This window comes from Nocardioides exalbidus (assembly GCF_900105585.1).
Classification (GTDB): domain Bacteria; phylum Actinomycetota; class Actinomycetes; order Propionibacteriales; family Nocardioidaceae; genus Nocardioides; species Nocardioides exalbidus.
Genome location: NZ_FNRT01000001.1, coordinates 67453 through 90799 on the forward strand (window position 1 = coordinate 67453; position 23347 = coordinate 90799).

The window sequence follows — 23347 nt, forward strand, 5'->3', positions numbered from 1 at the left end:
GCGGTGGATCAGGGCTGGATCAGAGGTGGATCACAGGTGGTGCAGGTGGATCAGTTGCGGACCAGGATCGACGTCCGGGCGTCCTCGTCGGAGGTGTAGACCACCGCGTAGCGACGCTGGTTGCCGGTCGGCATCTGGAGCTTCCGGACGATCTTGTCGCCGGACGGCTTGCCCTTGATCCGCGAGAAGTCGCCGTTGACCATCACGCAGGCGTTCTCCGCCGGAGCGAGGCCGTAGACGCGGAACTGGGGACGCTCGCCCGCACGCGCCTGCTTGCGCACCGACTCGATGCGGAACTTGTCCTTGCTCGCCGGCGCGAACTGCAGGCCGAGGACGGCCTGGGCGGTCGCGCGGCGCCACTCGTCACGGGCCTCGGCCTTGATGCCCGTGGTGGTCGACTGCTTCACGCGGTCGGGGCGGTAGGCCACGGCGCCGATGTCCTTGGTGAGCGCGGTGCGGCACCGGTACTTGTCGACCGGCTGGTTCTTGCGCACCCACACGGCCGCCTTCCTGGCCGAGTCACGCAGCTGGAGCAGGCCGAGGGCGTAGCCGCCGACGGCCGTCGAGTTGGTGTTGATCTGGGCACCCGTTCCGGCGCTGCGGATGGCGCCGCTGCCGCGCTGGCGCGCGACCAGCCAGTCGCCGGCCTTGGTGAGGGCGGCCGAGACGGCCGGGGTCCGGTCGCCGGACTCGATCAGGTTGATCACGGCCAGAGCGGTCGCGTCGGGGTCGGCCTCGCTGCCGGCCACGCCGTCGGCGCAGGCCTGGGCCGGGTTGTCGGCCTTCGCGAAGTTGAGCCGGAACGCACCCGAGGCGCACTGCTGCTTGAGCAGGAAGTCGCGCGCGGCACCCGCCTCCGGCGAGCCGGCGACCGTGAGAGCACGCACGGCGTAGGACTGGCCGACGACGTTGGCGAAGTTGCCCGACGCGGACTTGTCGAAGATGCGGCCTGCGATGGCCGCTGCCTGGGGCTCGGCGGCCGAGTCGGCGGGGACGTTGGCGGTGCGCTCCTCGAGGCGTGCCACGAGGTTGATCCCGTTGTAGTCGAGCGGGCTCTGGTCGGCGGCGCGGACGAACGTCGCCGTCTTGGCGAGCGCGCCGGCGTAGGACTCATCGGTGCCGTTGCCGACGTACTCCGCGATGCGGGGCTGCAGCACGGTGTTGATCGCTGACACCGTGGAGTCGTAGCCCGACACGGTCGAGAGCGCCATGCCGGTGTCGATCGTGAGACCGAAGTCAGGACGGCCGTTGGTCACCATGAGGCCGTTGGTGAGCTCGTCCGCGAGCCACGCGGCGGCGACCTTCGAGGGCGTGCTGTCCGTGGTGGCCGCTGCCTTCGCGGTGCGGAGGGCGGGCGAGGGCTCTGCGGACGCCGGGTGGGCGGCGAGCACTCCGGCGCCGAGCGCGGCGACCGACAGCGCGGCTGCCGCCGAGCGGACGTGACGATTCAGGTGGTTCATGACTTCCTTCCGGCCCGCAGGGCACGCGACCGCAGGGGTCGCGCCCTCCCCATGAGGTGCGGGCGATTCGGTGTGGGTGATGTGACCAGTGGGACTCGCCACGACCGTAACAAGTTGTCTGGACCACCTAAGTCGGCCCCCGAATCAGCCCAAAGTCTCAGTACGAGGTCTCAGGCCACCACACCGGACGCCGTCGTCAGGAGAGCTTCTCCAGGATGAGCTCACGCACGCGGCCGGCGTCGGCCTGACCGCGCATCTCCTTCATCACCGCACCGATGAGCGCACCGGCCGCGGCGACCTTGCCCTCGCGGATCTTGTCGGCGACGTCGGGGTTGGCCGCGATGGCGTTGTCGACGGCCGAGCCCAGCGCACCGTCGTCGGAGACCACGGCCAGGCCACGACTCGCGACGACCTCGTCCGGGGTGCCCTCGCCGGCGAGGACGCCCTCGATGACCTGGCGGGCGAGCTTGTCGTTGACGGTCTTGTCGTCGACGAGCGCCTGGACCCGCGCCACGTCGGCGGGGGTGATCGGCAGGTCGACGAGGTCGACGCCGTCCTCGTTGCTGCGTCGGGCCAGCTCGCCCAGCCACCACTTGCGCGCGGCCTGCGGGGTGGCGCCCTCGGCGATCGTCTCGATCACCAGGCCGAGCGCGCCGGCCCCGATGGTGTCGCGCATGTCGAGGTCGCTGAAGCCCCACTCGGCCTGCAGGCGGGCGCGCTGCACCGTCGGGTTCTCCGGGAGCGTGCCGCGCAGCTCCTCGACCCACTCGCGACTCGGGGCCACGGGGACGAGGTCGGGCTCGGGGAAGTAGCGGTAGTCCTCGGCGTCGGACTTCTCGCGACCGCTCGTGGTGATGCCCGTGTCCTCGTGCCAGTGGCGGGTCTCCTGGAGGATCGATCCGCCGCCGCTCAGGATCGCCGCGTGCCGCTGCATCTCGAAGCGCACCGCACGCTCGACCGAGCGGAACGAGTTGACGTTCTTGGTCTCCGTGCGGGTGCCGAGCACGCCGCTGCCCTTGGGGGAGAGCGAGAGGTTCACGTCGGCACGCAGGTTGCCCTGGTCCATCCGCGCCTCGGAGACGCCGAGGGCGACGATCAGCTCGCGCAGCTGCGAGACGTAGGCCTTCGCGACCTCGGGCGCCCGCTCCCCCGCACCGAGGATCGGTCGGGTGACGATCTCGATGAGCGGGATGCCGGCGCGGTTGTAGTCGACGAGCGAGTAGTCGGCACCGTGGATGCGACCGGTGGCACCGCCGACGTGCAGCGACTTGCCGGTGTCCTCCTCCATGTGGGCGCGCTCGATCTCGACCCGGAACGTCTCGTCGTCGCCACCCTCGACGGGCACGGTGACGTCCATGTAGCCGTCGAAGGCGATCGGCTCGTCGTACTGCGACGTCTGGAAGTTCTTCGGCATGTCCGGGTAGAAGTAGTTCTTGCGCGCGAAGCGGCACCACTCGGCGATGTCGCAGTTGAGCGCGAGGCCGATCCGGATGGCCGACTCGACGGCCTTGCCGTTGACGACCGGCATCGCGCCGGGCAGGCCGAGGCAGGTCGGGCAGGTGCCGGCGTTGGGCTCGCCACCGAAGACCGCGGGGCAGCCGCAGAACATCTTCGAGGCGGTGTTGAGCTCGACGTGCACCTCGAGGCCGAGGGCGGGGTCGTAGGCCGCCAGCACGTCGTCGTAGGACATCAGCGTCTCGGTCATCACTTGACCTCCAGTCCGGTCGCGCGGTCGAGGAGCGGGGCGCCCCACTCCTTCTCGTGCAGTGCCTCCACCGCGGCGCCGACGCGGTAGACGCGGTCGTCGGCGAGCGCGGGCGCGAGCACCTGCAGCCCGCTCGGCAGCCCGTCCTCGTCGGCGAGGCCGTTGGGCACCGAGATGCCGGGCACGCCGGCGAGGTTGGCCGGGATGGTGGCGAGGTCGTTGAGGTACATCGCGATCGGGTCGTCGAGCTTCTCCCCCAGCTTGAACGCCGTGGTGGGCGCCGTGGGCGAGACGAGGACGTCGACCTGCCCGAAGGCGGCGTCGAAGTCGCGGCTGATCAGCGTGCGGATCTTCTGCGCCTGGCCGTAGTAGGCGTCGTAGTAGCCGCTGGACAGCGCGTAGGTGCCGAGGATGATGCGACGCTTGACCTCGTCGCCGAAGCCGGCGTCACGGGTGGCCCGCATGACGTCCTCGGCGCTCGGGCTGCCCTCGGGCGTGACCCGGAGGCCGTAGCGCATCGCGTCGAACTTCGCGAGGTTGCTGGAGGCCTCGGCCGGGAGGATCAGGTAGTAGGCGGCGAGCGCGTGCACGAACGACGGGCACGAGACCTCGACGACCTCGGCGCCGGCCTTGACCAGCAGGTCGACCGAGTCCTGGAAGCGCGCCATCACGCCGGGCTGCCAGCCGTCGCCCGCGAGCTCGGTGATCACGCCGACCTTGACGCCGGTCATGTCTCCGGTCGCACCGGCCGTGGCGGCGTCGGTGAACGAGGGCCACTCCTGGTCGATCGAGGTCGAGTCGCGCGGGTCGTGACCGCCGATGACGTCGTGGAGCATCGCGGAGTCGAGGACCGTCCGGGTGACCGGTCCGGCCTGGTCGAGGCTGTTGGCCAGGGCCACGAGGCCGTAGCGGGACACGCCGCCGTAGGTCGGCTTCACGCCGACGGTGCCGGTGACGGCGCCGGGCTGGCGGATCGAGCCGCCGGTGTCGGTGCCGATGGCGAGCGGTGCCTCGAAGGCCGCGACCGCGGCCGCCGAGCCGCCGCCGGACCCGCCGGGGATCCGGTCGAGGTCCCACGGGTTGCGGGTCGGGCCGTAGGCGGAGTACTCGGTGGAGGAGCCCATCGCGAACTCGTCCATGTTGGTCTTGCCGAGGATCGGCAGGCCGGCCTCGCGCAGCCTCGTCACGACGGTCGCGTCGTAGGGCGGGATCCAGCCCTCGAGGATCTTCGAGCCGCAGGTGGTGGGCAGGCCGCGCGTGGCGAGCACGTCCTTGACCGCGATCGGTACGCCGTCGAGCGCGCCGCGTGCCTCGCCGCGGGCGCGCCGGGCGTCCGACTCGGCCGCCTGGGCGAGCGCGCCCTCGGGGTCGACGTGGAGGAAGGCGTGGACGCGGTCGTCGACCTCGGCGATCCGGTCGAGGTGGCGCTGGGTGACCTCGACCGAGGTCACCTCGCCGGCCGCGAGCTCGGCGGCGATCGAGGCGGCGGTGGTGCGGAGGTCGCTCATCAGGCCTCCTCGCCCAGGATCCGCGGGACGGAGAAGCGCTGGTCCTCCACGGCCGGGGCGCCGGAGAGCGCCTCCTCGGCGGTCAGGCCGGGCACCACGACGTCCTCGCGGAAGACGTTGGTCAGCGGGATCGCGTGCGACGTCGGCGGGACGTCGTCCCCGGCGACACCGGTGATGGAGGCGACGGACTCGAGGATCACGCTCAGCTGGGGTGCGAGGTGGTCGAGCTCGGCGTCGGAGAGGTCGATGCGGGCCAGGGTGGCGAGGTGGGCCACTTCCTCCCGGGAGATCTCAGGCATGCGGGCAATCCTAGTGTCGGCCCGCGTGCCCGACCGACCGGGTGGACGTCAGCAGCTCGAGCGCTTCTCGGCGTTCTTGCAGGTGTCGTTGCCGCCGCGACCGCGGACGATGTCGAAGCCGGGACCGCCGTCCAGCCGGTCGGGCTCGCCGGAGCCGGTGATCACGTCCGCGCCGCCCCGGCCGTAGACCATCACGCGGTAGTCGGGGTTGGCCGTGACGACCTCCGACTCGTTGCTGCCCTTGAAGATCGACAGCGCCCGCGCGGGCAGCTGGATGTCGCTGAAGCCGGTGATCTTGCCCTCGATCGTGTAGGGCTGCAGGTCGCGGATGGTCGTCTTCTTGAGCTGGTCGATGCGCAGCGTGGGCTTGGAGGCCGGGTTGGAGCTGGGCAGCAGGCGCAACCGGTCCTGGCCGCGGTGGCCCTTGATCGAGAAGCCGGACTCCAGCGGGATCGGGAACGTGACGGTGTCGATGCCTCCGCCACCGCGGATCACCTGGTGCAGCTCGGAGGTCGTCGACAGGACGTCGCTGCCGCTGCCGCCGACGAGCGTGTCGACGCCGATCGCTGCGCTCAGGGTGTCGTCGCCCGCCTCGCCGTAGAGCCGGTCGTTGCCCACCGTGCCGGCCGCGTCGGCGTAGACGACGTCGTCGCCGCCGCGCCCGAAGACGGTGTCGTCGCCGCCCCGCGCGAGGATGACGTCGGCCTTGTTGGTGCCCTTGATCGTGTCGTTGAAGGCGGTCGCGACGATCCGGAGGCCGCCGTCGAAACCGGTGACGGTGTCGTTGCCGTCGGCGGCGATCGGGACGCTCGCGGCGGCCCGGAGGTCGACCACGACCGGGGCCGGGGCGTCGGAGTAGGACAGGGTGTCGAGCTGGACCGTCGTGCCCTCGGTCGCCGGCCGCGGGTCGTAGCCGAGGCTGATCGTGTCGTCGCCGGCGCCGCCGGTGATCGTGTCGCCCTTCTTCACGACCCGGCCGAACTTGTCGATGCGCAGCAGGTCGCTCTCGCCGGCGATGCGGTCGTCGCCGTCGCCGCCGTAGATGGTGTCGGCCCCGTCGCCGCCGCAGATGACGTCGTTGCCCCCGAGGCCGCGGATCACGTCGTTGCCGCCCTTCGCGACCACGACGTCCCGCTTCGGGGTGCCGGTGATCGTGTTGGACTTGTCGTTGCCGACGATCGTCGCCTTCAGGCCGCCGCAGGTGGGCGGTGCGGCCTGCGCGGCTGTGCCGAGGGCGGCCACGGGGGTGAGCGCGACGGCGAGCACCGCGGTCGTGCCGAGCAGGTGGCGGACGTTGCGAGTCATGGGGAGACCTTTCGCTGCGTGAGTGCCCGAGACGGCACCCCTCGGTGGTGGGACCACGAGGACGGCGGATTGGTTGTCGCGGGTGCCGGGACGCGCATCCACCCGTCCCGCCGGTCTACACGCCCGTCGGCACGCCGTCCACCCCCACGTGGGCCCGGGCAGCGTCAGCCCAGCGCGTCGGGACCCTGCTCGAGCAGCAGCGTGAACTGCTCCTCGTCGAGCACCGGGACGCCGAGCTGCTCGGCCTTGTCGGCCTTGGACCCGGCGTTCTCGCCCACCACGACGTAGTCGGTGTTCTTGGAGACCGACCCCGCAGCCTTGCCGCCGCGGCCGATGATCGCCTCCTTCACCGAGTCGCGGGTGTAGTGCTGGAGCGACCCGGTCGCGACGATCGTGAGGCCCTCGAGCGTGCGCGCGATCGACTCGTCGCGCTCGTCGGCCATCGAGACCCCGGCCGCCTCCCACGCGTCGAGGATCGCGACGTGCCAGGTCGAGGCGTCGCCGTCGAGCCACTCGCGGACCGACGCGGCGATGGTCGGGCCGACGCCGTCGGTCGCGGCCAGCTGCTCCTCCGACGCCTCGCGGATGGCGGCCATCGAGCCCAGCTCGGTCGCCAGCGCGCGCGCCGCGGTCGGTCCGACGTGGCGGATCGACAGGGCCACCAGCACCCGCCACAGTGGGACCGCGGCCTTGCGCTCGTGCAGGTGTGCCAGCAGGCGTACGCCGTTGGCGCTGAGCTGCGGCCCGTCCTCGCCCTTCTTGGGGGCGCGGGTGAAGAGCGGAGCAGTCAGCAGCGCCGCCTCGTCGAGGTCGAACAGGTCGCCCTCGTTGGTGATCGCCCCCGCGTCCAGGAGCGCGACCGCCGCCTCGTAGCCGAGTCCCTCGATGTCGAAGGCGCCGCGCCCGGCGACGTGGAAGACCCGTTCGCGCACCTGGGCGGGGCACTTCTCGTGGTTGGGGCAGCGGAGGTCCTTGTCACCCTCCTTCTGCTGGGCCAGCGGGGTCTTGCAGGACGGGCACCTGGTGGGCATCCGCCAGGGCCTGAGCCCCTTCGGGCGCAGGTCGAGGACCGGGCCGAGGATCTCCGGGATCACGTCACCGGCCTTGCGCAGGATGACGGTGTCGCCGGGACGGACGTCCTTGCGCTTGACCTCGTGGGCGTTGTGGAGGGTGGCGTTCTCCACGGTGGACCCGGCCACCTTGGTCGGCTCCATCACGCCGTAGGGGGTGACGCGGCCCGTGCGGCCGACGTTGACCTCGATCGCCTTGAGGAGCGTGTTGACCTCCTCGGGCGGGTACTTCCAGGCGATCGCCCAGCGCGGCGCGCGGCTGGTCGAGCCCAGGCGGCGCTGCAGCGAGACGTCGTCGACCTTGACCACGACGCCGTCGATCTCGTAGCCGACGATCGTGTGGCGGTGCTCGCCGACGTGGGCGATGCGGGCCTCGACGTCGGCCAGCGTCGCCACGACGCGCACCTCCTCGGACGTCGGCAGCCCCCACGCGCGCAGGGCGTCGTAGGCGCCGCTCTGGGTCTGCGGCTCGAAGCCCTCCCGCGCGCCGATGCCGTGGCAGACCATGCCGAGGTCGCGGGTCGCGGTGACGCGCGGGTCCTTCTGGCGCAGCGAGCCGGCGGCGGCGTTGCGCGGGTTGGCGAACATCGGCTTGCCGGCCTCGGTCATCGAGGCGTTGAGCCGCTCGAAGGCCTCGCTCGGGAGGAACACCTCGCCGCGCACCTCGACCAGCGCCGGCACCGGGAACTCGTCGGTGCCCGCGAGCCGGTGGGGCACCGAGGCGATCGTCTTGACGTTGGGCGTCACGTCCTCGCCGGTGCGTCCGTCGCCGCGGGTCAGCGCGCGCACCAGCCGGCCGTCCTCGTAGAGGAGGTTGATCGCCAGGCCGTCGACCTTGAGCTCGCACAGCAGGGCGGGTGCCTCGATGCCCTCGCGCAGGATCCGGGAGTACCACCCCGCGAGCTCGTCGGGGTTGAACGCGTTGTCCAGGCTCTCCATCCGCTGGAGGTGGTCGACCGCCGTGAAGTCGGTCGACACCGCTCCCCCGACGCGCTGGGTCGGCGAGTCGGGCGTGCGCAGCTCGGGGAACTCCTCCTCGAGGCCCTCGAGCTCGCGCAGCCGGACGTCGAAGTCGGCGTCGGAGAGCGTCGGCGTGTCGAGCACGTAGTAACGCCAGCGGGCGTCCTCGACCTGCTCGCTCAGCTCACGGTGCCGCTCGCGCGCCGTGGCGGTGGCGGCGGCGACCTCCGGCTCCGACCCGGACTCATCAGGCGTGCTCATGGGCACAGTCTGCCGCTCCTCACCGACACCGGCGCGCACCGACGCGGGTGCGGCCGGAGGACGTCGTACCACGCTCCGGTCTGGACCGGGCCACGCCTGAGATGAAACGGATTTGTTCCATCGGAATACGCGGGGCTACCCTCCCGTTGGAACGAAACGAAACCGTACCGTTTCATCGTGACGGCCGTCACACACACCCAGGAAGGCGCACCGAGGCACCCATGACACCAACCGAGGCAGGCACCCGTCCCCGCGTGGAGGGTGAGCGTGAGCTCGAGATCTTCGAGGCGACCCTCGAGGTGCTCGCGGAGGTGGGCTACGACCTGCTGACCATGGACGCCGTCGCCACCCGGGCGAAGGCGTCGAAGGCCACCCTCTACCGCCGCTGGAAGGGCAAGCCCGAGCTCGTCGTCGCCGCGATCATGGCCCACAAGGGCGAGGCGCGAGAGCCGGACACCGGCTCGCTCCGCGGCGACCTGCTCGACGCCTACTGCGGCCACGGCGGTCCCAGCGACCCGATGGCCCAGGTCGTGCTGGCCGCCGTCGTCACGGCGATGACGCGCGACCCCGAGTTCGCCGAGGTCTACCGGCGCGACTTCATCGCGCCCAAGATCGAGGCGTCACGCGCGATCTACGAGCGCGCCCGCGACCGCGGCGAGCTCCACCCCGACACCGACCTGTCGATCCTCGCGCCGTCGTTGATCGCGATCCTCATGCACCGCAGCTTCCTCCTCGGCGAGGCCATCACGCCCGAGCTCATCGCCCGGGTCCTCGACGAGGTCGTCCTGCCGGCCGCCCTGCACGGACCCACCCGCTGACCCACGCTCCGACCCTCCTGCTCCACCCGAACTCCTCCGAAGGACTCCCATGACCGACCTCGCTCCCGCTGTCGAAGAGGTGACCCCCGAGCAGCACAAGCGCCTGCGCTGGGCTCTGGTGCTCATCTCGCTCGCCCAGCTGATGGTGGTGCTCGACAGCACCATCGCCAACATCGCGCTCCCCTACATCGGCCGCGACCTGGACATCAACCAGGCCAACCTCCAGTGGATCGTCACCGGCTACGCCCTGACCTTCGGCGGCTTCCTGCTGCTCGGCGGGCGCCTGGCCGACCTCTACGGCCGCCGCCTCGTCTTCATGCTGGGCGTCCTGCTCTTCGCGCTCGCCTCGCTCGTCGGTGGCGCCGCCCAGAACGAGGCGATGCTCCTCGGCGCCCGTGCCTTCCAGGGCCTCGGTGCCGCGCTCGCCTCGCCCGCCGCGCTCGCGCTCATCGCGACGACCTTCCCGGCCGGCAAGGAGCGCAACCGCGCCTTCGCCGTGTACGCCGCCATGGCGGGCGTCGGTGCCGCGGTCGGCCTCGTGCTCGGTGGCTGGCTCACCGGCCTCGACTCGCCCCTGGGCATCGAGGGCTGGCGCTACACCTTCCTGATCGTCGTCCCGATCGGCCTGGCCGCGGCGTTCTTCGCCCCGCGCTTCTTCGACGAGTCCGAGCGCCACTCCGGCTGGCTCGACGTCCCCGGCGCGATCACCGGCACCGCCGGCCTGCTCGCCATCGTCTTCGGACTGAGCCGTGCCGGCGAGGAGGCCTACGGCTGGGGCGCGCCCAGCACCATCCTGAGCCTCGTCGCGGGCGTCGTCCTGCTCGTCGTGTTCGCGGTCATCGAGACGCGCGTCGAGCACCCGCTGCTGCCGTTCCGCATCTTCGCCAGCCGCAACCGCGCGGTCGCCTTCGCGGTGATGATGATCGTCCCGGCGGCGATGTTCGCGATGTTCTTCTTCCTCTCGCTGTTCATCCAGCTCGTCGTGGGCTACTCGCCGCTGCACACCGGCTTCGCGTTCCTGCCCTTCTCGATCGCGATGATCATCTCGGCGACCACCGCGTCCAAGCTCATCGCCACCGTGGACCCGCGCTGGCTCTCCGGCGTCGGCACGATCCTGTCCGCGATCGCCCTCTTCGGCTTCAGCCGGCTCGACGTCCCGAGCAGCGCCTCGGGCATCGTCGACACGATCGCCACGACGGGCCACCTCGGCGACGGCGTCAACTACTGGACCCACGTCCTGCCGTTCATCGTGCTGATGGCCTTCGGCATGGGGCTCAACTTCGTGCCGCTGACCCTGGTCGCCGTCCACCGCCTCCGGGCCCAGGACTCCGGCATCGGCTCGGGCGTGCTGAACACCATGCAGCAGGTCGGCGGCGCCCTCGGCCTCGCGACCCTCAGCACGGTCGCGCTCCACTTCACCACCAACCGCACCGAGGAGATCGCCCCGCAGATCGGTGCGGCCGCCCAGGGCTCGCTGTCGAACGAGCAGGTCGGCCAGCTCGCCTACCTGTCCGGCTTCGCCGAGGGCGCGACCCACGCGTTCCTCGTCGGCTCGGTGATGATGCTGGCCGCCTCGGCCATCGTGTGGATCTTCCTCAACGTCAAGCACGACGAGCTCGCCACCGACGACGCCCCCGAGGGTGTCGGCGTGCACTGATCCACCCGCTCCACCACGCCAGAGGGAGGATCTCCGACAGGAGGTCCTCCCTCTGCCCGTCCCCACCAATCCGATCCCCCGCGCCCGACGAAGGAGACTCGTGACCGACCCGCACCTGACGACGTACGACGTCCCCGACCCGCGCGCCCTCGTCGTCGTGCTGCACGGCGGCAAGCCCCGCTCCCGCCAGGCCGTCGACGGCCGCAGCGCGTCGTGGCGCCGGGCGCACTGGCTCCAGCGCACGATCGCGCCGGCGGCCAACGACGCCGGTGTCGGGGTGTGGATGCTGCGCTACCGCGAGCGCGGGTGGAACGGCGGCACCGACCGCACCGACGACGCCCGCTGGGCGCTCGACCAGGTGCGCGCCACCCACGGCGACGTCCCGGTCGCGCTGCTCGGGCACTCGATGGGTGCCCGCGTCGCCGTCCACGTCGCCGACGACCCGTCGGTCGTCGGGGTCGTCGGCCTGGCGCCGTGGTGGTCCGCCGAGGACCCGGTCGACACCCTGGCCGGCCGCACCCTGAAGGCGGCCCACGGCCGGCGCGACCGCATCACGTCCTTCAAGGAGACGACGAGGTACGTCGAGCGCGCGAGGGCCGTGGCCGACAGCGTGGAGCTGCGCGACATGGGCGCGCTGGGCCACTACATGCTGAGCGGGTCGACCCGGTGGCACGACGTCGCCACCCGGTCGACCCTCGAGGTGCTCGGCGTGCAGGTGCCGATGTCCTGAGCCCGGGCCAGACGCAGGTCAGGACGCAGGCAGGGACGCCGGGAAGGACGTGGCCTGCAGGTCGACCAGCCCGGGCAGCTCCGCCGGGTCGGTGCGACGGCGGTCCGAGCCCGCGTCGGCGCAGGTCGCGGCCAGCGCGGTGTAGGCGAACTCCTGGATCAGGCGGCCCTGGGCCACCAGCGTCTCCTCGGTGTAGCCGCGACCGGTCAGGGCGATGGTGACGTGGCGCAGCTTGCCGAGACCCACCGAGAAGGTGAGGGTCCCGAAGGACGCACCGTCGTGGCCCTGCACCCAGCCCGGACCCGACCCGCACGGGCTGGGCAGCCGGTAGCTGCCGAGCCCGTAGGGCAGGCCGCCACCGTCGCTGACGGGGGTCTGCATGGTGCGGACCAGGCGCTTGCTGATCAGCTCGCCCGTCTCGAGCGATCGCCGGAACCTGTTCAGGTCACGGGCCGTGGACACCAGGGCCCCGGCCGAGGAGAAGACCGAGGGCTCGAACGACCCGAGGTCGAGGGTGCGCCCGGGGAAGCGGGCGTACTCGCGCAGGTCGGGTCGCGGAGCGTCCTTGCGCACCGCGAACGCACTGTCGCTCATCCCGGCCGGTCGCAGCACCCGCTTCTCGATCAGGGTGCGGATCCTCGTCCCCGTGGCGCGCTCCAGCATCTGGCCCACCACGACGTAGCCGGTGTTGCTGTAGGAGAACGCGCCGGTCTCGCCCGCCCAGGGCAGGCTCCGGCCCGCGTCGATGATCTGCCGGTCGGTCATGCGCCGGGAGACGGAGCGGACGAACTCCTTCCCGGTGGTCGCGTCGCCGATGACGGCGAGGAGGTGGTCGGGCATCCCGCTGGTGTGGCTCAGGAGCTGCCGCAGGGTGATCGACTCACGACCCGGCCACAGACCCGGGTCGACGTCGCCGATGGTGGTGTCGAGCGTCCACTTCCCGCTCTCGACGAGCTGCAGCGCCAGCACCGCCACGAGCTGCTTGGTGACGCTGGCGGCCCGGAAGCTGGCTCCCGGCTCGGCCCGGACCGACGGCGCGCGACGGGCCTGGCCCGCGTCGAAGGTCCACGTCCTCCCGCCCTGGCGCACCTCGGCCGTGACGGCGACGGCCTTGCCGTCCTCGCGGAGCCTCTTCACGAGGCGTTCGAGCTTGCCGACGGGCATGGCCCGCGCGTCGGCGGACACCTGGCGCACGGCCTGCGGTGACGCGGGTGCAGCGGCGGCGGGAGCAGCAACGAGGGCGGTCGGTGCCAGCACTGCCGTCGCGGTCAGGGCAGCGGAGAGGGCGCGGCGACGACGTGGTGCGGCGGCGGTGGTCGGGGCGGACGGACGGACGGTCATGGGGTGGCCTTCCTCGCGGTGGACGTCTCCCAGTGCCTATCAGCGCCTACGAAAGGATGAAGGCCCGACGGTCGTCCTCGACCGGCTCGAGGAGCTCGGCCGGCCGGTCGACGTCGTCGCGCCGGTCGAGCGCGCGCGCCCGGCCCACCATCACCGTGACCAGCGCGACGCCGAGGCCGACCGCGACCGCGACCATGGCGTCGGGCACCGGGCCGTCGACCGGCGAGGTCTCCTGCCTGCTGAAGACGTAGTAGTCCTCCAGCCAGGCCACGGCACCGGCCAGCCACACCAGCAGCACGGACGCCCAGGCGGTGGCGACCCACCAGTCGCGTCGCTCGGCCGCGACGGTGCCCGGGGTGCGGGCCCGGACCCACCGGCCGACCTCGAGCATCCCCACGGCGACGGCAGTGGCGAGCAACGGCATGACCTGCATCAGGTAGCGGTCGTGGAAGCCACCGCCGGCCTGCATGAACGTCACCAGGCTCTGGAGGGTGACGAGCGCGTGGACCGCGAGCAGGATCCAGACGGCGTCGAGGCGGGCGCCGTGGCGGCGCACGGACCGGACGAGCGCGATCGGCACGAGCACGAGGAACACGCCGATCAGGATCGGCGTGGCGAGCGTCGGCTCGGTCAGGCCGGGGATGTTGTCGATCCGGTGCCACTCCGTGACCGGCACCCGGTCGAACTTCTCCAGGAGCGCGTCCTGGCCGGTGACGTCGCCGTAGAGCCGGTAGTTGCGCACGTAGAACCATGCCCACGCGGCGGCCGGCACGGCGCCGACGACCCCCGACACGACCAGCGCCCGCTTCCACCCGTCAGGCCGCCAGCCGGACCTCCGGGCCAGCACGACGAGCAGGACGACGGAGCACAGCGCCACGAGGAGCACCCCCTGGGCCCGGGTCCCCGCGGCCACGGTCCCGGCAGCCGCCGCGAGCGCGACCCGTGGCGTGGTCGCCCCCCGGCGCAGCAGGCGCACGGTCGTCAGGAGCAGCAGCACGGCGGAGGCGGACGCCCAGCCGTCGTTCTGGAAGAACGCCGAGCGCAGCACGAGCGTCGGCGCCGCGGCCACCACGACCGCGAGGGCCGCGACCGCCGGGCGCCGCGGCACCAGCTCTCGGGCGAGCGCGCCGACGAGGTAGAGCCAGGCCGCGAACCCGAGGGTGTTGGCCAGCCGCATCGTGATGATCATCCCGCTCTGGTTCACGTCGTGGAGTGCCCACCAGACCGGCACCATCGCGAGGTGGAAGAGGGGCGGGTGGTTGGCCGTCCAGATGTCGCCGTGCGCGGCGTCCCAGCCCTGGAGCTCCTCGGCCGTGCCGGGGAACCGCGCGGGGTCGTCGACAATGTCGGTGTCGATCGTCGGCAGGTGGCCCGCGGCCAGCGAGGCGACGTAACCGGTGTGCGCCGGCTCGTCGTTGCCCCAGCTCGGCACCTTGAAGACCAGCGCGATCTGCGCGCCGACGAGGAAGAGCAGCGCCGCGGCGAGCAGCGCCACCGCGTCGGGCCGTGCGGCAAACCGGCGGGCGATCGGTCGGATCCGATCGGTGGTCGTGTGGGTCATGCGGTCCCCTCCGTGCAGTCGTCGAGGCGACGGATCTCGACGACCGGTCCGGGTCGTTGGTGTGCGGGCGGGTAGTAGTTGAAGCTGAAGTCGTAGGAGAACGGCGTCGGCGCGGTGCCGGTCGCGAACGGCGAGGCCGACATCGCGACCTCGCTCTCCGCCGTGAGCCGTCGGTAGTAGGCGGTGGCGCCGGGCAGCCCGGCGGCGAGCCCCCGGTCGCGCTGGTGGCCGTTGACCATCACCCAGCACCAGCCCTCCGCGCGGTAGTCGTCGAGCAGCGCCGCGGTGAGGCCGAGCTCGTAGGCCTGGAACGGCCGGCTGACCGGTCGCAGCTCGAGGCCGGCGTCGCGCAGCCGGCGGCGGTAGCTGCCGGGCACCGCCGGCTCGACGACGACCCGGCCGACCTCGGGATGGGCGGCCAGCCAGTCGAGCGCCTCGGTGCGGGTGTCGGTGCGGGTGAGCAGGAGGTCGCTGCGCACCACGTCGACCACCGGCTGGCCGAGGGCGAGCACCGCCACGACCGCCGCGGCGAGAGGTCGTACGACGCCGGGCAGGGCGCCGCGGAGCAGCGCGGCCAGCCGGGTGGCGCCGAGCCCCGCCAGCACGGCGAGCGCCGGGTAGGCCGGGAGCAGCCAGCGGGCGAACCAGCGGTCCTGCGACGACATCAGCAGGTAGAGCACGACCGGGAAGATGACGAGCAGCAGCGTCCTCCCCCGGTCGATCCGCCACGCGAGGACCACGCCCGCCACGGCCAGCACCACCGGCACCACCCCGAACCCCCAGAGCAGCGTGACCGGGTAGCCCGCCCACGCCGCGCCGGCCTGGCCGAGCTTGACGGTCGCGGCCTGCGCGGACTGGCCGCTGAAGTCGCCCCAGAACTTGCCGACCTCGAGCACCATGAAGGGGTTGAGCAGGAGCAGCCCGCCGACGCAGGCGACCGCCGCCACGAGGAGGTCCCGCAGCGCGGGGACCAGGCGTTGCCGACGCTCGAGCACCCGGAGCAGGAGCGCCAGCCCGACCACGACGGTCATCGGGGCCGCGAGGTACTTCACGCCGGCGGCCAGGCCCACCGCGAGCCCGGCGAGCGCCGCGAGGCGGGTGCCGCCGCGCTCGTGCAGGCGCAGGCAGGCCGCCAGCGCGAGCGCCGTCGGGAGGAGGGTCGGCGCGTCGTTGAGGGCGTGGTGGCCGTAGAAGACCGGCAGGAACGACAGGCCGACGAAGGCGGCCGACCACGTCCCCGCGCGCCGCCCGAAGGCGACCCGCCCGGCCAGCGCGACCGCGACGACCGAGGCGGTGCCGAGCAGGACCACCGTGAGCCGCGCGACGGTGAGGACGAGGGCCGGGTCGTCGACGAGGAGCATCGTGGCGTCGGAGCCGGGCAGCACCGCCCGGAAGACGAGTGCGAGGAGGTACGTCAGGCCGCTGGGGTTCTCGAAGTAGCCGGAGTACCAGTCGCCGTCGGCCGCGCGCGCCGCCTGCGGGACGAAGTGCAGCTCCTCGTCGGCGTTGTAGGCGTGCGGCAGCCCGTGGCGCACGGCGACCAGGCGCGCCGCGAGGGCGAGCACGACCACGACGGCCAGCCACGTCGTCGTCCGGTCGCGGGCCGGACGGGCCGCGTCGGGGCGCGCCCGCGGGGGCGTCGGTGTGGTCAGGACCACGTCCACCACGCCCCCTCGAGCGGGTAGGCCACGCTCTGGGTCGCCGTGACGATCCAGACCACCGCGACGGCCGGGACGACCAGCCGCCGCACTATGTCGGCCGTGGGCCGGCCGGTGAGCAGCAACCAGCCGATCAGCACCGGCTCGCACCCCCACCGCAGGTAGGCCTGCCCGCGGTCCCACACCGGCAGGCTGACGAGCACGAGGAGGTAGCCGGCGAGCGCGAGCCGCTCGTGGGCGGGTCCACCGCCCCGGAGCGCGGTCGCGACGAGGACCAGGATGAGCAACGTCGGGACCAGCAGCACCAGGTTCGGCGCCTCGCGGAGCGGGTGGAGGGCGGCCGATCCGGCGTAGCGCACCAGCTCGACGACGGGAGTGCCGACCGGGTTGCCCGACGTCGGGTCGGGCACCAGGTCCGACCAGCGGGCGTGCACCCACGTGCGCCACCCGGCGTACACCGCGAGCGGCAGCGTGCCCACCCACCACCCCGGCGCCGTACGACGACCGCGCGACGGCACGAGGGACACGACGAGCACGGCAGCGGCGACGAGCAGCGTCGTCTCCCGGGTGAGGGCGGCAGCGGTGAGCGCGAGCGCGGCGAGCAGGTGCCGGTGGGAGCGGAGGAGCACGAGCGCACCGAGGAGCAGCAGCCCGGCGAGCGGCTCGGTGAGGTCCTGGCCGAGACCGACGAGGAAGCCGGCCCAGAGGGCCGGGACGGCTCCCCACCACACGCCGCGACCGAGCCGCCGGGCGGTGCAGGCGGCGACGAGGGCGATCCCCGTGACGGCGAGCAGGTTGACCACCACGAGAGCGGCCGCCACCAGCGCGTGGCGACCGCCGAGCGAGCCGAGCCAGGCGGTCAGCGGGTACCCGATGCGGGTCTGCCAGTAGGCGGGCCGGGTGAAGGTGATGCCGTGGTCGGAGACGGCGCGCGTCAGCGGGTCGAGCGCGATCCGGAAGTAGGCGCGGCCGTCGTAGACGACGAACCCGTCGAGCCCGCCGACCAGGGCGGCCCTGGCCACGACGAACACCACGTGCAGCGCGAGCACCGCGACCGCGACGGGCAGGGCGGCGCGCAGGGTCGCGCGGCCGGACGGGACGGACGGTCGGCCGGGCGCGTGGGTCCCGGCCACCGCCTCACCGTCCGCGGACACCTGCCGGCTCCCCCGCGTGCCGGGACGGCGCGGCGAGGCCCGCTGCCGTCGACGCGAGGAGGGCGAGGAGGAAGTCGGCCACCGCGTGCGCGACCCGCGAGAGCAGGGCGACCGCGACGGCACCGGGCACCCCGAGCACGGGCGCGAGCAGCGCGACGAGCACCGCCTCGCGCGCGCCGACACCGGCGGGTGCGAAGACGACCAGCACGCCGACCGCGTGGGCGAGCGCGAAGGCCGCCGCCGCGGCGAGCAGGCTCGGTGCCGCGGCCCTGCCGGTCACGAGCAGCAGGAGCGATGCGCCGTAGGCCAGCCACACGAGCGCCATCAGGGCCACTGAGCGCGCCACTTCCGCCGGACCCAGCGCGGCCCGCACCCCGTGTCCGGCGAGGCGGTCGGCCAGCAGGCGCAGCAGCGGCGGGGAGAGCGACGCCGCGCCGACGAGCAGCGCGGCCCAGCCCCACAGCGGGCTGACCTCTGCGGGCAGGTCGACCGCACCGAGGACCGCCAGCGCGCCGCCGACCAGCAGGCCGGTGGCGGTGTGCACGAGCAGGAAGAGCGACGAGGCGGCGACGCTCGAGCGGGCGGGCACGTCGTGGCGCCGGCCGAGCTGCGCCTGGACGGCGACGCTCCAGACGGAGCCGGGGACGTACTTGCCGAGCTGGCCGACGAAGAAGACCGCCGCGGCGTCGCGAGGCCCGACCTCGGAGCCCAGCCACCGCAGCAGCAGCCGCCAGAGCACCCCGGTCAGCGCGAGCCCGGCGACCGCGCAGAGCACCGCGCCGGCCAGCCGGAGCGGACCGGTGCCGGACGCCGCGTCGCCGATCTCGTCCCAGCGACCCCGGAACCCCCACCAGGCGAGGGTGAGGGTGAGGAGGACGAACAGGACGCGGGCGAGCTGGAGCGCCCGTCGGCGGGTCACGTCACCCCGGCGTCACGGGTGGGCACCAGCGACGAGTGCAGCAGGGCGGTGCGCGTCGGGTAGGGCAGGGCGGGCGTGAGGCCGCGGGTCATGGTGACCGAGACCCGGTCGCCGACCGCGGCGACCGTGCTGTCGATGGCGTCGACGTAGCGCCGGCGGTCGACGTTGTCGAAGACGATGACGCCGCCGGGGGCGAGCCGGTCGACGGCCCGGGCCAGGCACGCCTCGCGAGCGCGGCCGTCGATGACCACCAGGTCGAACTCGCCCGGCACGTCGTCGATCGCGGCGACGTAGTCGGCGAAGTCCAGGCCACCGTGGCCAGGCTTCGCCGAGCCCACGACCGGCGCGTCGCTGGCGACCGGCTCGACGACCCGGAGCTCGACGTTGTCCGGCAGGCGGGGCGCGATCATCGACGCCCAGCCGGCGTGGTGCTCGACCGAGTGGACGGAGCCCGCCCGGGAGGCGAGCCACATCGTCGAGGCGCCGGAGCCCCACTCGAAGACGCGCGCGCCGGGGTGCTCGCGCAGCCAGTCCGCGGCCCGGTCGGCCGAGTCGAACGTCCACCACGGCACGTCGAGCTCCTGCAGCCCGTCGACGTCGTGGATCGCGAAGAGCGAAAGCAGCCACGTGGCCGTGCGCGAGCGCGGGGCGCGGCGGCGCAGACAGCCGAGGACGCCGATCGCGCGCAGCGGTGCCGCGACGAGGCGGACGAGACGGACGTAGAGCGACTTCACCGGATGCCGGCCTTCCGTGGGACAGGAGCGTCGATCGCGGGCGTGGTGGGCACGCGGAGGATGTCGTAGCGGGCGCGCTTGGTGTGCTCGAGGTTCGCCTCGATGAGCGCGCGGTTGGTGCGGATCAGGTCGGAGACGATGCCGAGCATCACGCAGAGCGACGACACCACGACCAGCGCGGCGCCGACGAGGAGCGACTGCACGTGGCCGCCGCCCTGCCCGGCCGCGGCGAGGACGGCGTACCGGAGGTAGGGCAGCAGCCCCAGCACCCCGAAGAGCATCGCCATCACGCCGAAGATCACGTAGGGGCGGTACATCACGTAGGCGCGCACGATCGCGGCACCGGAGCGGAAGACGTGCTGGCGCGTGGAGGAGAACAGCCGTGACTCGCGGGTCTTGGCGTTCGTGATCACCGGCAGGCTCGCGATCGCGAGGTTCTTGTTGCCCGCCTGGATGATCGTCTCCATGCAGTAGCTGAAGCGCGTGACCGTGTTGAGCCGCATCAGCGACTCGCGCGAGTAGGCGCGGAAGCCGCTCGCGGCGTCGGGCAGCTCGGTGCGCGCGGCGATGTTGACCACCCGCGAGCCGAACCGCTGCAGCGCCTTCTTGGCCGGCGAGAAGTGGTCGATCAGCCCGACCTGCCGGTCCGCGATGACGATGTCGGCCTCGCCGCGCAGGATCGGCTGGACCAGGTCGGCGATGCGCTCCTGGGGGTACTGGTTGTCGCCGTCGGTGTTGACGACGATGTCGGCACCGATCGCGAGGGCGTGGTTGACCCCGTCGGTGAACGAGCGGGCGAGGCCCTGGTTGCGCGGGTGGCTGACGATCTCGGTGACGCCGAACGACCGGGCCACCTCGACGGTCCGGTCGGTGCTCCCGTCGTCGACGACGAGCACGACGATCTCGTCGATGCCCGGGATGGACCCCGGGATCGACGAGAGGACGAGGGGAAGGGTCTCCTCCTCGTTGAGGCACGGGACCTGCACCACGAGCTTCATGTCCGCGACGCTAGGGACGACCCGGTACCCACGGACCTCACCCAGGTGACGGGTCGGCGAACGATGGGCGAGCGCTCGGCCACAGCCCTCGCCCGCCACCCGCCCGGCGCGGACAATGGCGCGCATGCCCCGGCGGCTGGTCCCCCTCCTCCTGTTCGTGCTCCTCGCGGGCGTCTACGCGCTCACCACGAACCCCGATCCGAGCCCCGACGCGTTCACCGCCGACTTCGCCGGGCGCCACATCGCGCTGACCGGCGACCCCGTCCCGGACATCTCGGGCTTCCCCTACCTCGACCACAACATCATCCGCGAGACGTGGATCGTCGAGACCGCCGACGGACGCGAGGCGGTCGGTCGCGCCCCGGGCGTGATCGCGGCCGTCGTCCCGGCGTACGCCCTCGCCCGCCCGGCCACGGTCGACCCGCTGCCCGGAGGGCTGACCGCCGCCCTCCTCAGCGCGCTGGCCGTCGTGCTGTTCTTCCTCGTCCTGCGCGACCGGATCGGCACCCACGCCGCCCTCGTCGCCTCGGGCATCCTCGGCCTCGCGACCCCGGTCTGGTCGGTGTCGGCCGACGCCGTCTGGCCGCACACCCTCACCACGCTCGGCATCCTCGGCACCGCGTGGGCCGCGGACCGCCGGCGCTGGTGGCTGGTCGGGCTCTTCGGAGGGGTGATGCTGTGGGGCCGGCTCCACGCCGCCCTCGTCTGCGCGGTCGTCGGGCTCGGCCCGGCCTGGACGCGCCGCCGGCCGGCGATCGCCGTCCGCGTCGGCGTGGTCGCGCTCGCCTCGCTCGGGCTGTCCTCGGTCTGGACCCGGTGGATGTACGGCTCGTGGGACCCGACCTCGGGCTACCGCGCCGGCGACTTCATCGGCAACGCGGCGGGCTACGCCCTCGACCCGCTCAACTGGCTGGGCTTCGTCGTCTCCGCCGACCGGGGCCTGCTCTGGTGGGCACCGCTGCTGCTGGTGCTCGGTCCGACCGCGTGGCGGCACCGCGGTGACCTGCCCGACTGGAGCCGCTGGCTGGCCGCGGGCGGGGCGGCGTACACCCTCAGCCAGGCGGTGCTCAACCGCTTCAGCGGCGGCGACCACTTCTACGGCTACCGCACCAGCCTCGAGCTCGTCGTCAGCCTCTCCCCGGCGCTGGCGCTCGCGACCCCGTGGCTCTCGGAGCGCGCGCGCCGCTGGTTCGTCCCGGTCGCGGTGCTCCAGCTGGTGCTGATCGCGCCCGGGGCGATCTCGGACGACATGTATGCCAAGGTGCGCGACGTCTGGTGGCGCAACGCCTTCGTCGACGCGCTCCTCACCCGCCCGACCGAGCTGCTGCCGCTGGTCGCGCTCACGATGGCGGTCGCCCTCGTGGCCGTGCGGCTGCTCCACACCGCACCCGCGACGGCCTGGCTCGACCGCGCCGACCTTCCCGGCGCCGGGCTCAGGAAGGCTGCTGCAGGCTCAGGTTGCGCGCCACCGTCGACGACAGACGGACCGCTCGTCCCGCCCATCCCGGAGTGGCACCCGCCAGCCCGCAGGTAGGGGTCACGACGAGGTGCTCGTCGACGACCTCGGGGTCGAGGCCGAGCATGTCGAGCCAGCGCTGCACCCGCTCGGTGAGCCGCGCGTCCGACGGGTCCGTCGCCGGGTCGTCGCTGGCGGACGTGGACGGTACGACGCCCAGTGCGGCGCTGCGACCGCCCTCCAGGGCCTCCGCGAAGGTGTCGAGGTCGGCGGGGCCGAGCACGTCGAGGTCGGCCGACAGGCCGACGACGCCCGTGCCCGCGACGAGGGACCACGGCGTCTGCGGGGCGCAGGAGTGCACCCAGGCCTCTCCCCCGGCGTCGGTGATCGCGGCGACCACCCACTCGAGGTGCGCGGACAGCTCGGGCGGGTCGACGCGGCGGTGCCGGCCGAAACCGCTGGCGGTCGGGACGTGGGCGAGGGAGACCGCGGCGAGCGCGGGCTCGTCGAGCTGCACGATCCACCGGTCGACGCCGGTGATCCTGCGGCGCAGGTCGGCGAGGTGGACACGGACGCCCTCGGCGAGCGACTGGGCGAGCTCGCGGCGCGCGCCGTGGTCGCTGAGCACCTTGTCGCCGCGCGGCTTCTCGACGGTGGCCGCGAGCGTCCACGGCCCGGTCACCTGGGTCTTGAAGGTGCCCACGTAGCCCTGCGCGAGCTCCTCGACCGCGTCGAGGTCCTGCGCGAGCAGCGAACGGGCGCGGCGGTGGTCGACGCCGCTGGTGTCGGTGAGCCGCCAGCCGGCGGGCTGGAGGTCGGCGGCGAGCCCGTCGACGACCGCGAGCGCCCGTCCGGTCATCCCGGCCGTGACCCCGCGCCCGGGACCTCGGGGACGTGCGGGAGGTCGGGCAGCTCGCCGAGCACCACGCGGACGGCCTCGGCGTACCCCTCGTCGGTGGTGCCGGGCATCGACCCGACACCGGTCGCCGTCGTCATCGGCCGACGCCGACCGGGCGGGTGGCGGCGATGGTGGCCGAGCCGACGACGCGGGTGCCGTCGTAGATCACGGCCGCCTGGCCGGGCGCGATGCCCTCGGCGGGGTCGAGCAGCTCGATCGCGACGCGGTCGCCCTCGACGGTGACGACCGCGCGGTGCTCCCGTCCGTGGGCGCGCAGCTGGACGGTGCCGTCGACGCGCTCGGGGACGGTGCCGCACCAGCGCGGCCTGGTCCCGGCGACGTGGTCGACCGCGAGCCGCTCGCGCGGGCCGACGGTGACCGTGCCGGAGACCGGCTCGATGTCGAGGACGAAGCGCGGCTTGCCGTCGGCGCCGGACGCCGAGCCGGAGCCCGCGGCGCTGGCCGATGGTGAAGCCGTAGGTCCGGTGTGGCTGCCGACCGTCTCTCCGGTGGTCGCGTCGACGATGTCGCCGCCGTGGTTGGGGGCGCGTCTCCGAGCTTCTCGCGCAGCCAGCCCGCGTTGTCGCCGTCCGCGACGAAAGCAGATGTCGTGCGAGTCGGGCTTGTCGCGACCAGCAGGCCGCGGGCCTCCGCCTCCCGGCGGACGGCCGGCTGTCGGTGTCGCCCAGCGGGAACATCGAGTGCCGCAGCTGGTCCTGGTCGAGCACCCGAGGACGTAGGACTGGTCCTTGCCGTGGTCGACGGCCCGGTGCATCTCGATGAGGCCGTCGGCACCCGTGCGCAGCTGCGCGTAGTGGCCCGTCGCGACGGCGTCGAAGCCGAGCGCGAGCGCGC

General features: G+C 73.1%; 20 protein-coding genes. 4 read left to right on the forward strand and 16 right to left on the reverse strand.

Features of this window, described 5'->3' with window-relative positions; genetic code table 11:
- Window positions 1-50: 50 nt before the first annotated feature.
- The 6 genes from BLV76_RS00330 to ligA all read right to left on the reverse strand — a co-directional run bounded on the left by BLV76_RS00330 (window position 51) and on the right by ligA (window position 8568).
- Window positions 51-1460 carry a prenyltransferase/squalene oxidase repeat-containing protein gene (locus tag BLV76_RS00330; RefSeq protein ID WP_090967344.1) on the reverse strand — a complete coding sequence of 470 codons (1410 nt, stop codon included), beginning with the start codon at window positions 1458-1460 and terminating at the stop codon, window positions 51-53.
- 196 nt (window positions 1461-1656) lie between these two features.
- Window positions 1657-3165, reverse strand: coding sequence for an Asp-tRNA(Asn)/Glu-tRNA(Gln) amidotransferase subunit GatB (gene gatB / locus BLV76_RS00335; RefSeq protein ID WP_090967345.1), 1509 nt, complete (start codon window positions 3163-3165; stop codon window positions 1657-1659).
- Window positions 3165-4673 (reverse strand): Asp-tRNA(Asn)/Glu-tRNA(Gln) amidotransferase subunit GatA, encoded by a 1509-nt coding sequence (gene gatA / locus BLV76_RS00340; RefSeq protein ID WP_090967346.1) that lies wholly within the window; start codon window positions 4671-4673, stop codon window positions 3165-3167. Before gatA ends, gatB begins: the two co-directional genes overlap by 1 nt.
- Window positions 4673-4972 (reverse strand): Asp-tRNA(Asn)/Glu-tRNA(Gln) amidotransferase subunit GatC, encoded by a 300-nt coding sequence (gene gatC / locus BLV76_RS00345; RefSeq protein WP_090967347.1) that lies wholly within the window; start codon window positions 4970-4972, stop codon window positions 4673-4675. Before gatC ends, gatA begins: the two co-directional genes overlap by 1 nt.
- 48 nt (window positions 4973-5020) lie before the next feature.
- Window positions 5021-6277: a calcium-binding protein gene (locus BLV76_RS00350; RefSeq protein WP_090967348.1), complete on the reverse strand. Its 1257-nt coding sequence runs from the start codon at window positions 6275-6277 to the stop codon at window positions 5021-5023.
- Between the two features lie 164 nt (window positions 6278-6441).
- Window positions 6442-8568: an NAD-dependent DNA ligase LigA gene (gene ligA, locus BLV76_RS00355; RefSeq protein WP_090967349.1), complete on the reverse strand. Its 2127-nt coding sequence runs from the start codon at window positions 8566-8568 to the stop codon at window positions 6442-6444.
- 221 nt (window positions 8569-8789) lie between these two features.
- Here ligA and BLV76_RS00360 point away from each other — a divergent pair, with 221 nt between their 5' ends.
- From BLV76_RS00360 to BLV76_RS00370, 3 genes are all read left to right on the forward strand, one after another.
- Window positions 8790-9386 (forward strand): TetR/AcrR family transcriptional regulator, encoded by a 597-nt coding sequence (locus BLV76_RS00360; RefSeq protein ID WP_090967350.1) that lies wholly within the window; start codon window positions 8790-8792, stop codon window positions 9384-9386.
- Between the two features lie 49 nt (window positions 9387-9435).
- A complete protein-coding gene (locus BLV76_RS00365; protein ID WP_090967351.1) occupies window positions 9436-11043 on the forward strand; it encodes an MFS transporter in 1608 nt (535 codons plus the stop codon).
- A gap of 100 nt (window positions 11044-11143) precedes the next feature.
- A complete protein-coding gene (locus tag BLV76_RS00370) occupies window positions 11144-11773 on the forward strand; it encodes an alpha/beta hydrolase (protein ID WP_090967352.1) in 630 nt (209 codons plus the stop codon).
- Between the two features lie 18 nt (window positions 11774-11791).
- On the opposite strand, the gene BLV76_RS00375 is transcribed toward BLV76_RS00370, so the two are convergent.
- From BLV76_RS00375 to BLV76_RS00405, 7 genes are read right to left on the reverse strand one after another with little or no spacing between them, the layout of a single operon-like run.
- Entirely contained in the window at window positions 11792-13114 is a 1323-nt protein-coding gene (locus tag BLV76_RS00375; RefSeq protein ID WP_090967353.1) for a serine hydrolase domain-containing protein, read from the reverse strand.
- Between the two features lie 46 nt (window positions 13115-13160).
- Window positions 13161-14675 (reverse strand): DUF2142 domain-containing protein, encoded by a 1515-nt coding sequence (locus tag BLV76_RS00380; RefSeq protein ID WP_090967354.1) that lies wholly within the window; start codon window positions 14673-14675, stop codon window positions 13161-13163.
- Window positions 14672-16339 (reverse strand): glycosyltransferase family 39 protein, encoded by a 1668-nt coding sequence (locus BLV76_RS00385; RefSeq protein WP_139306411.1) that lies wholly within the window; start codon window positions 16337-16339, stop codon window positions 14672-14674. Before BLV76_RS00385 ends, BLV76_RS00380 begins: the two co-directional genes overlap by 4 nt.
- Complete coding sequence (locus tag BLV76_RS00390) at window positions 16324-17466, reverse strand: hypothetical protein (RefSeq protein ID WP_139306412.1); 1143 nt, start codon at window positions 17464-17466, stop codon at window positions 16324-16326. The genes BLV76_RS00385 and BLV76_RS00390 overlap by 16 nt, the downstream gene beginning before the upstream one ends.
- Before the next feature lie 4 nt (window positions 17467-17470).
- Window positions 17471-18406, reverse strand: a complete 936-nt coding sequence (locus BLV76_RS00395; RefSeq protein ID WP_090967357.1) for a lysylphosphatidylglycerol synthase domain-containing protein — start codon at window positions 18404-18406, stop codon at window positions 17471-17473.
- On the reverse strand, window positions 18403-19140 hold the full coding sequence (locus BLV76_RS00400) for a class I SAM-dependent methyltransferase (protein ID WP_090967358.1): 738 nt from the start codon (window positions 19138-19140) through the stop codon (window positions 18403-18405). The genes BLV76_RS00395 and BLV76_RS00400 overlap by 4 nt, the downstream gene beginning before the upstream one ends.
- A complete protein-coding gene (locus tag BLV76_RS00405; RefSeq protein WP_090967359.1) occupies window positions 19137-20138 on the reverse strand; it encodes a glycosyltransferase family 2 protein in 1002 nt (333 codons plus the stop codon). Before BLV76_RS00405 ends, BLV76_RS00400 begins: the two co-directional genes overlap by 4 nt.
- A 124-nt stretch (window positions 20139-20262) precedes the next feature.
- On the opposite strand from BLV76_RS00405, the gene BLV76_RS00410 reads away from it, so the two are divergent.
- Window positions 20263-21672, forward strand: a complete 1410-nt coding sequence (locus tag BLV76_RS00410; RefSeq protein WP_090967360.1) for a hypothetical protein — start codon at window positions 20263-20265, stop codon at window positions 21670-21672.
- Here BLV76_RS00410 and BLV76_RS00415 read toward each other — a convergent pair.
- From BLV76_RS00415 to BLV76_RS00420, 3 genes are all read right to left on the reverse strand, one after another.
- Window positions 21572-22453, reverse strand: a complete 882-nt coding sequence (locus BLV76_RS00415; protein ID WP_245734474.1) for a uroporphyrinogen decarboxylase/cobalamine-independent methonine synthase family protein — start codon at window positions 22451-22453, stop codon at window positions 21572-21574. The genes BLV76_RS00410 and BLV76_RS00415 overlap by 101 nt on opposite strands.
- Window positions 22450-22590 carry a hypothetical protein gene (locus BLV76_RS22950; RefSeq protein WP_245734475.1) on the reverse strand — a complete coding sequence of 47 codons (141 nt, stop codon included), beginning with the start codon at window positions 22588-22590 and terminating at the stop codon, window positions 22450-22452. Before BLV76_RS22950 ends, BLV76_RS00415 begins: the two co-directional genes overlap by 4 nt.
- Window positions 22587-23347: aminomethyltransferase beta-barrel domain-containing protein (locus BLV76_RS00420; RefSeq protein WP_245734476.1), on the reverse strand; the 761-nt coding region annotated here is incomplete at its 5' end. The genes BLV76_RS00420 and BLV76_RS22950, both read right to left, overlap by 4 nt.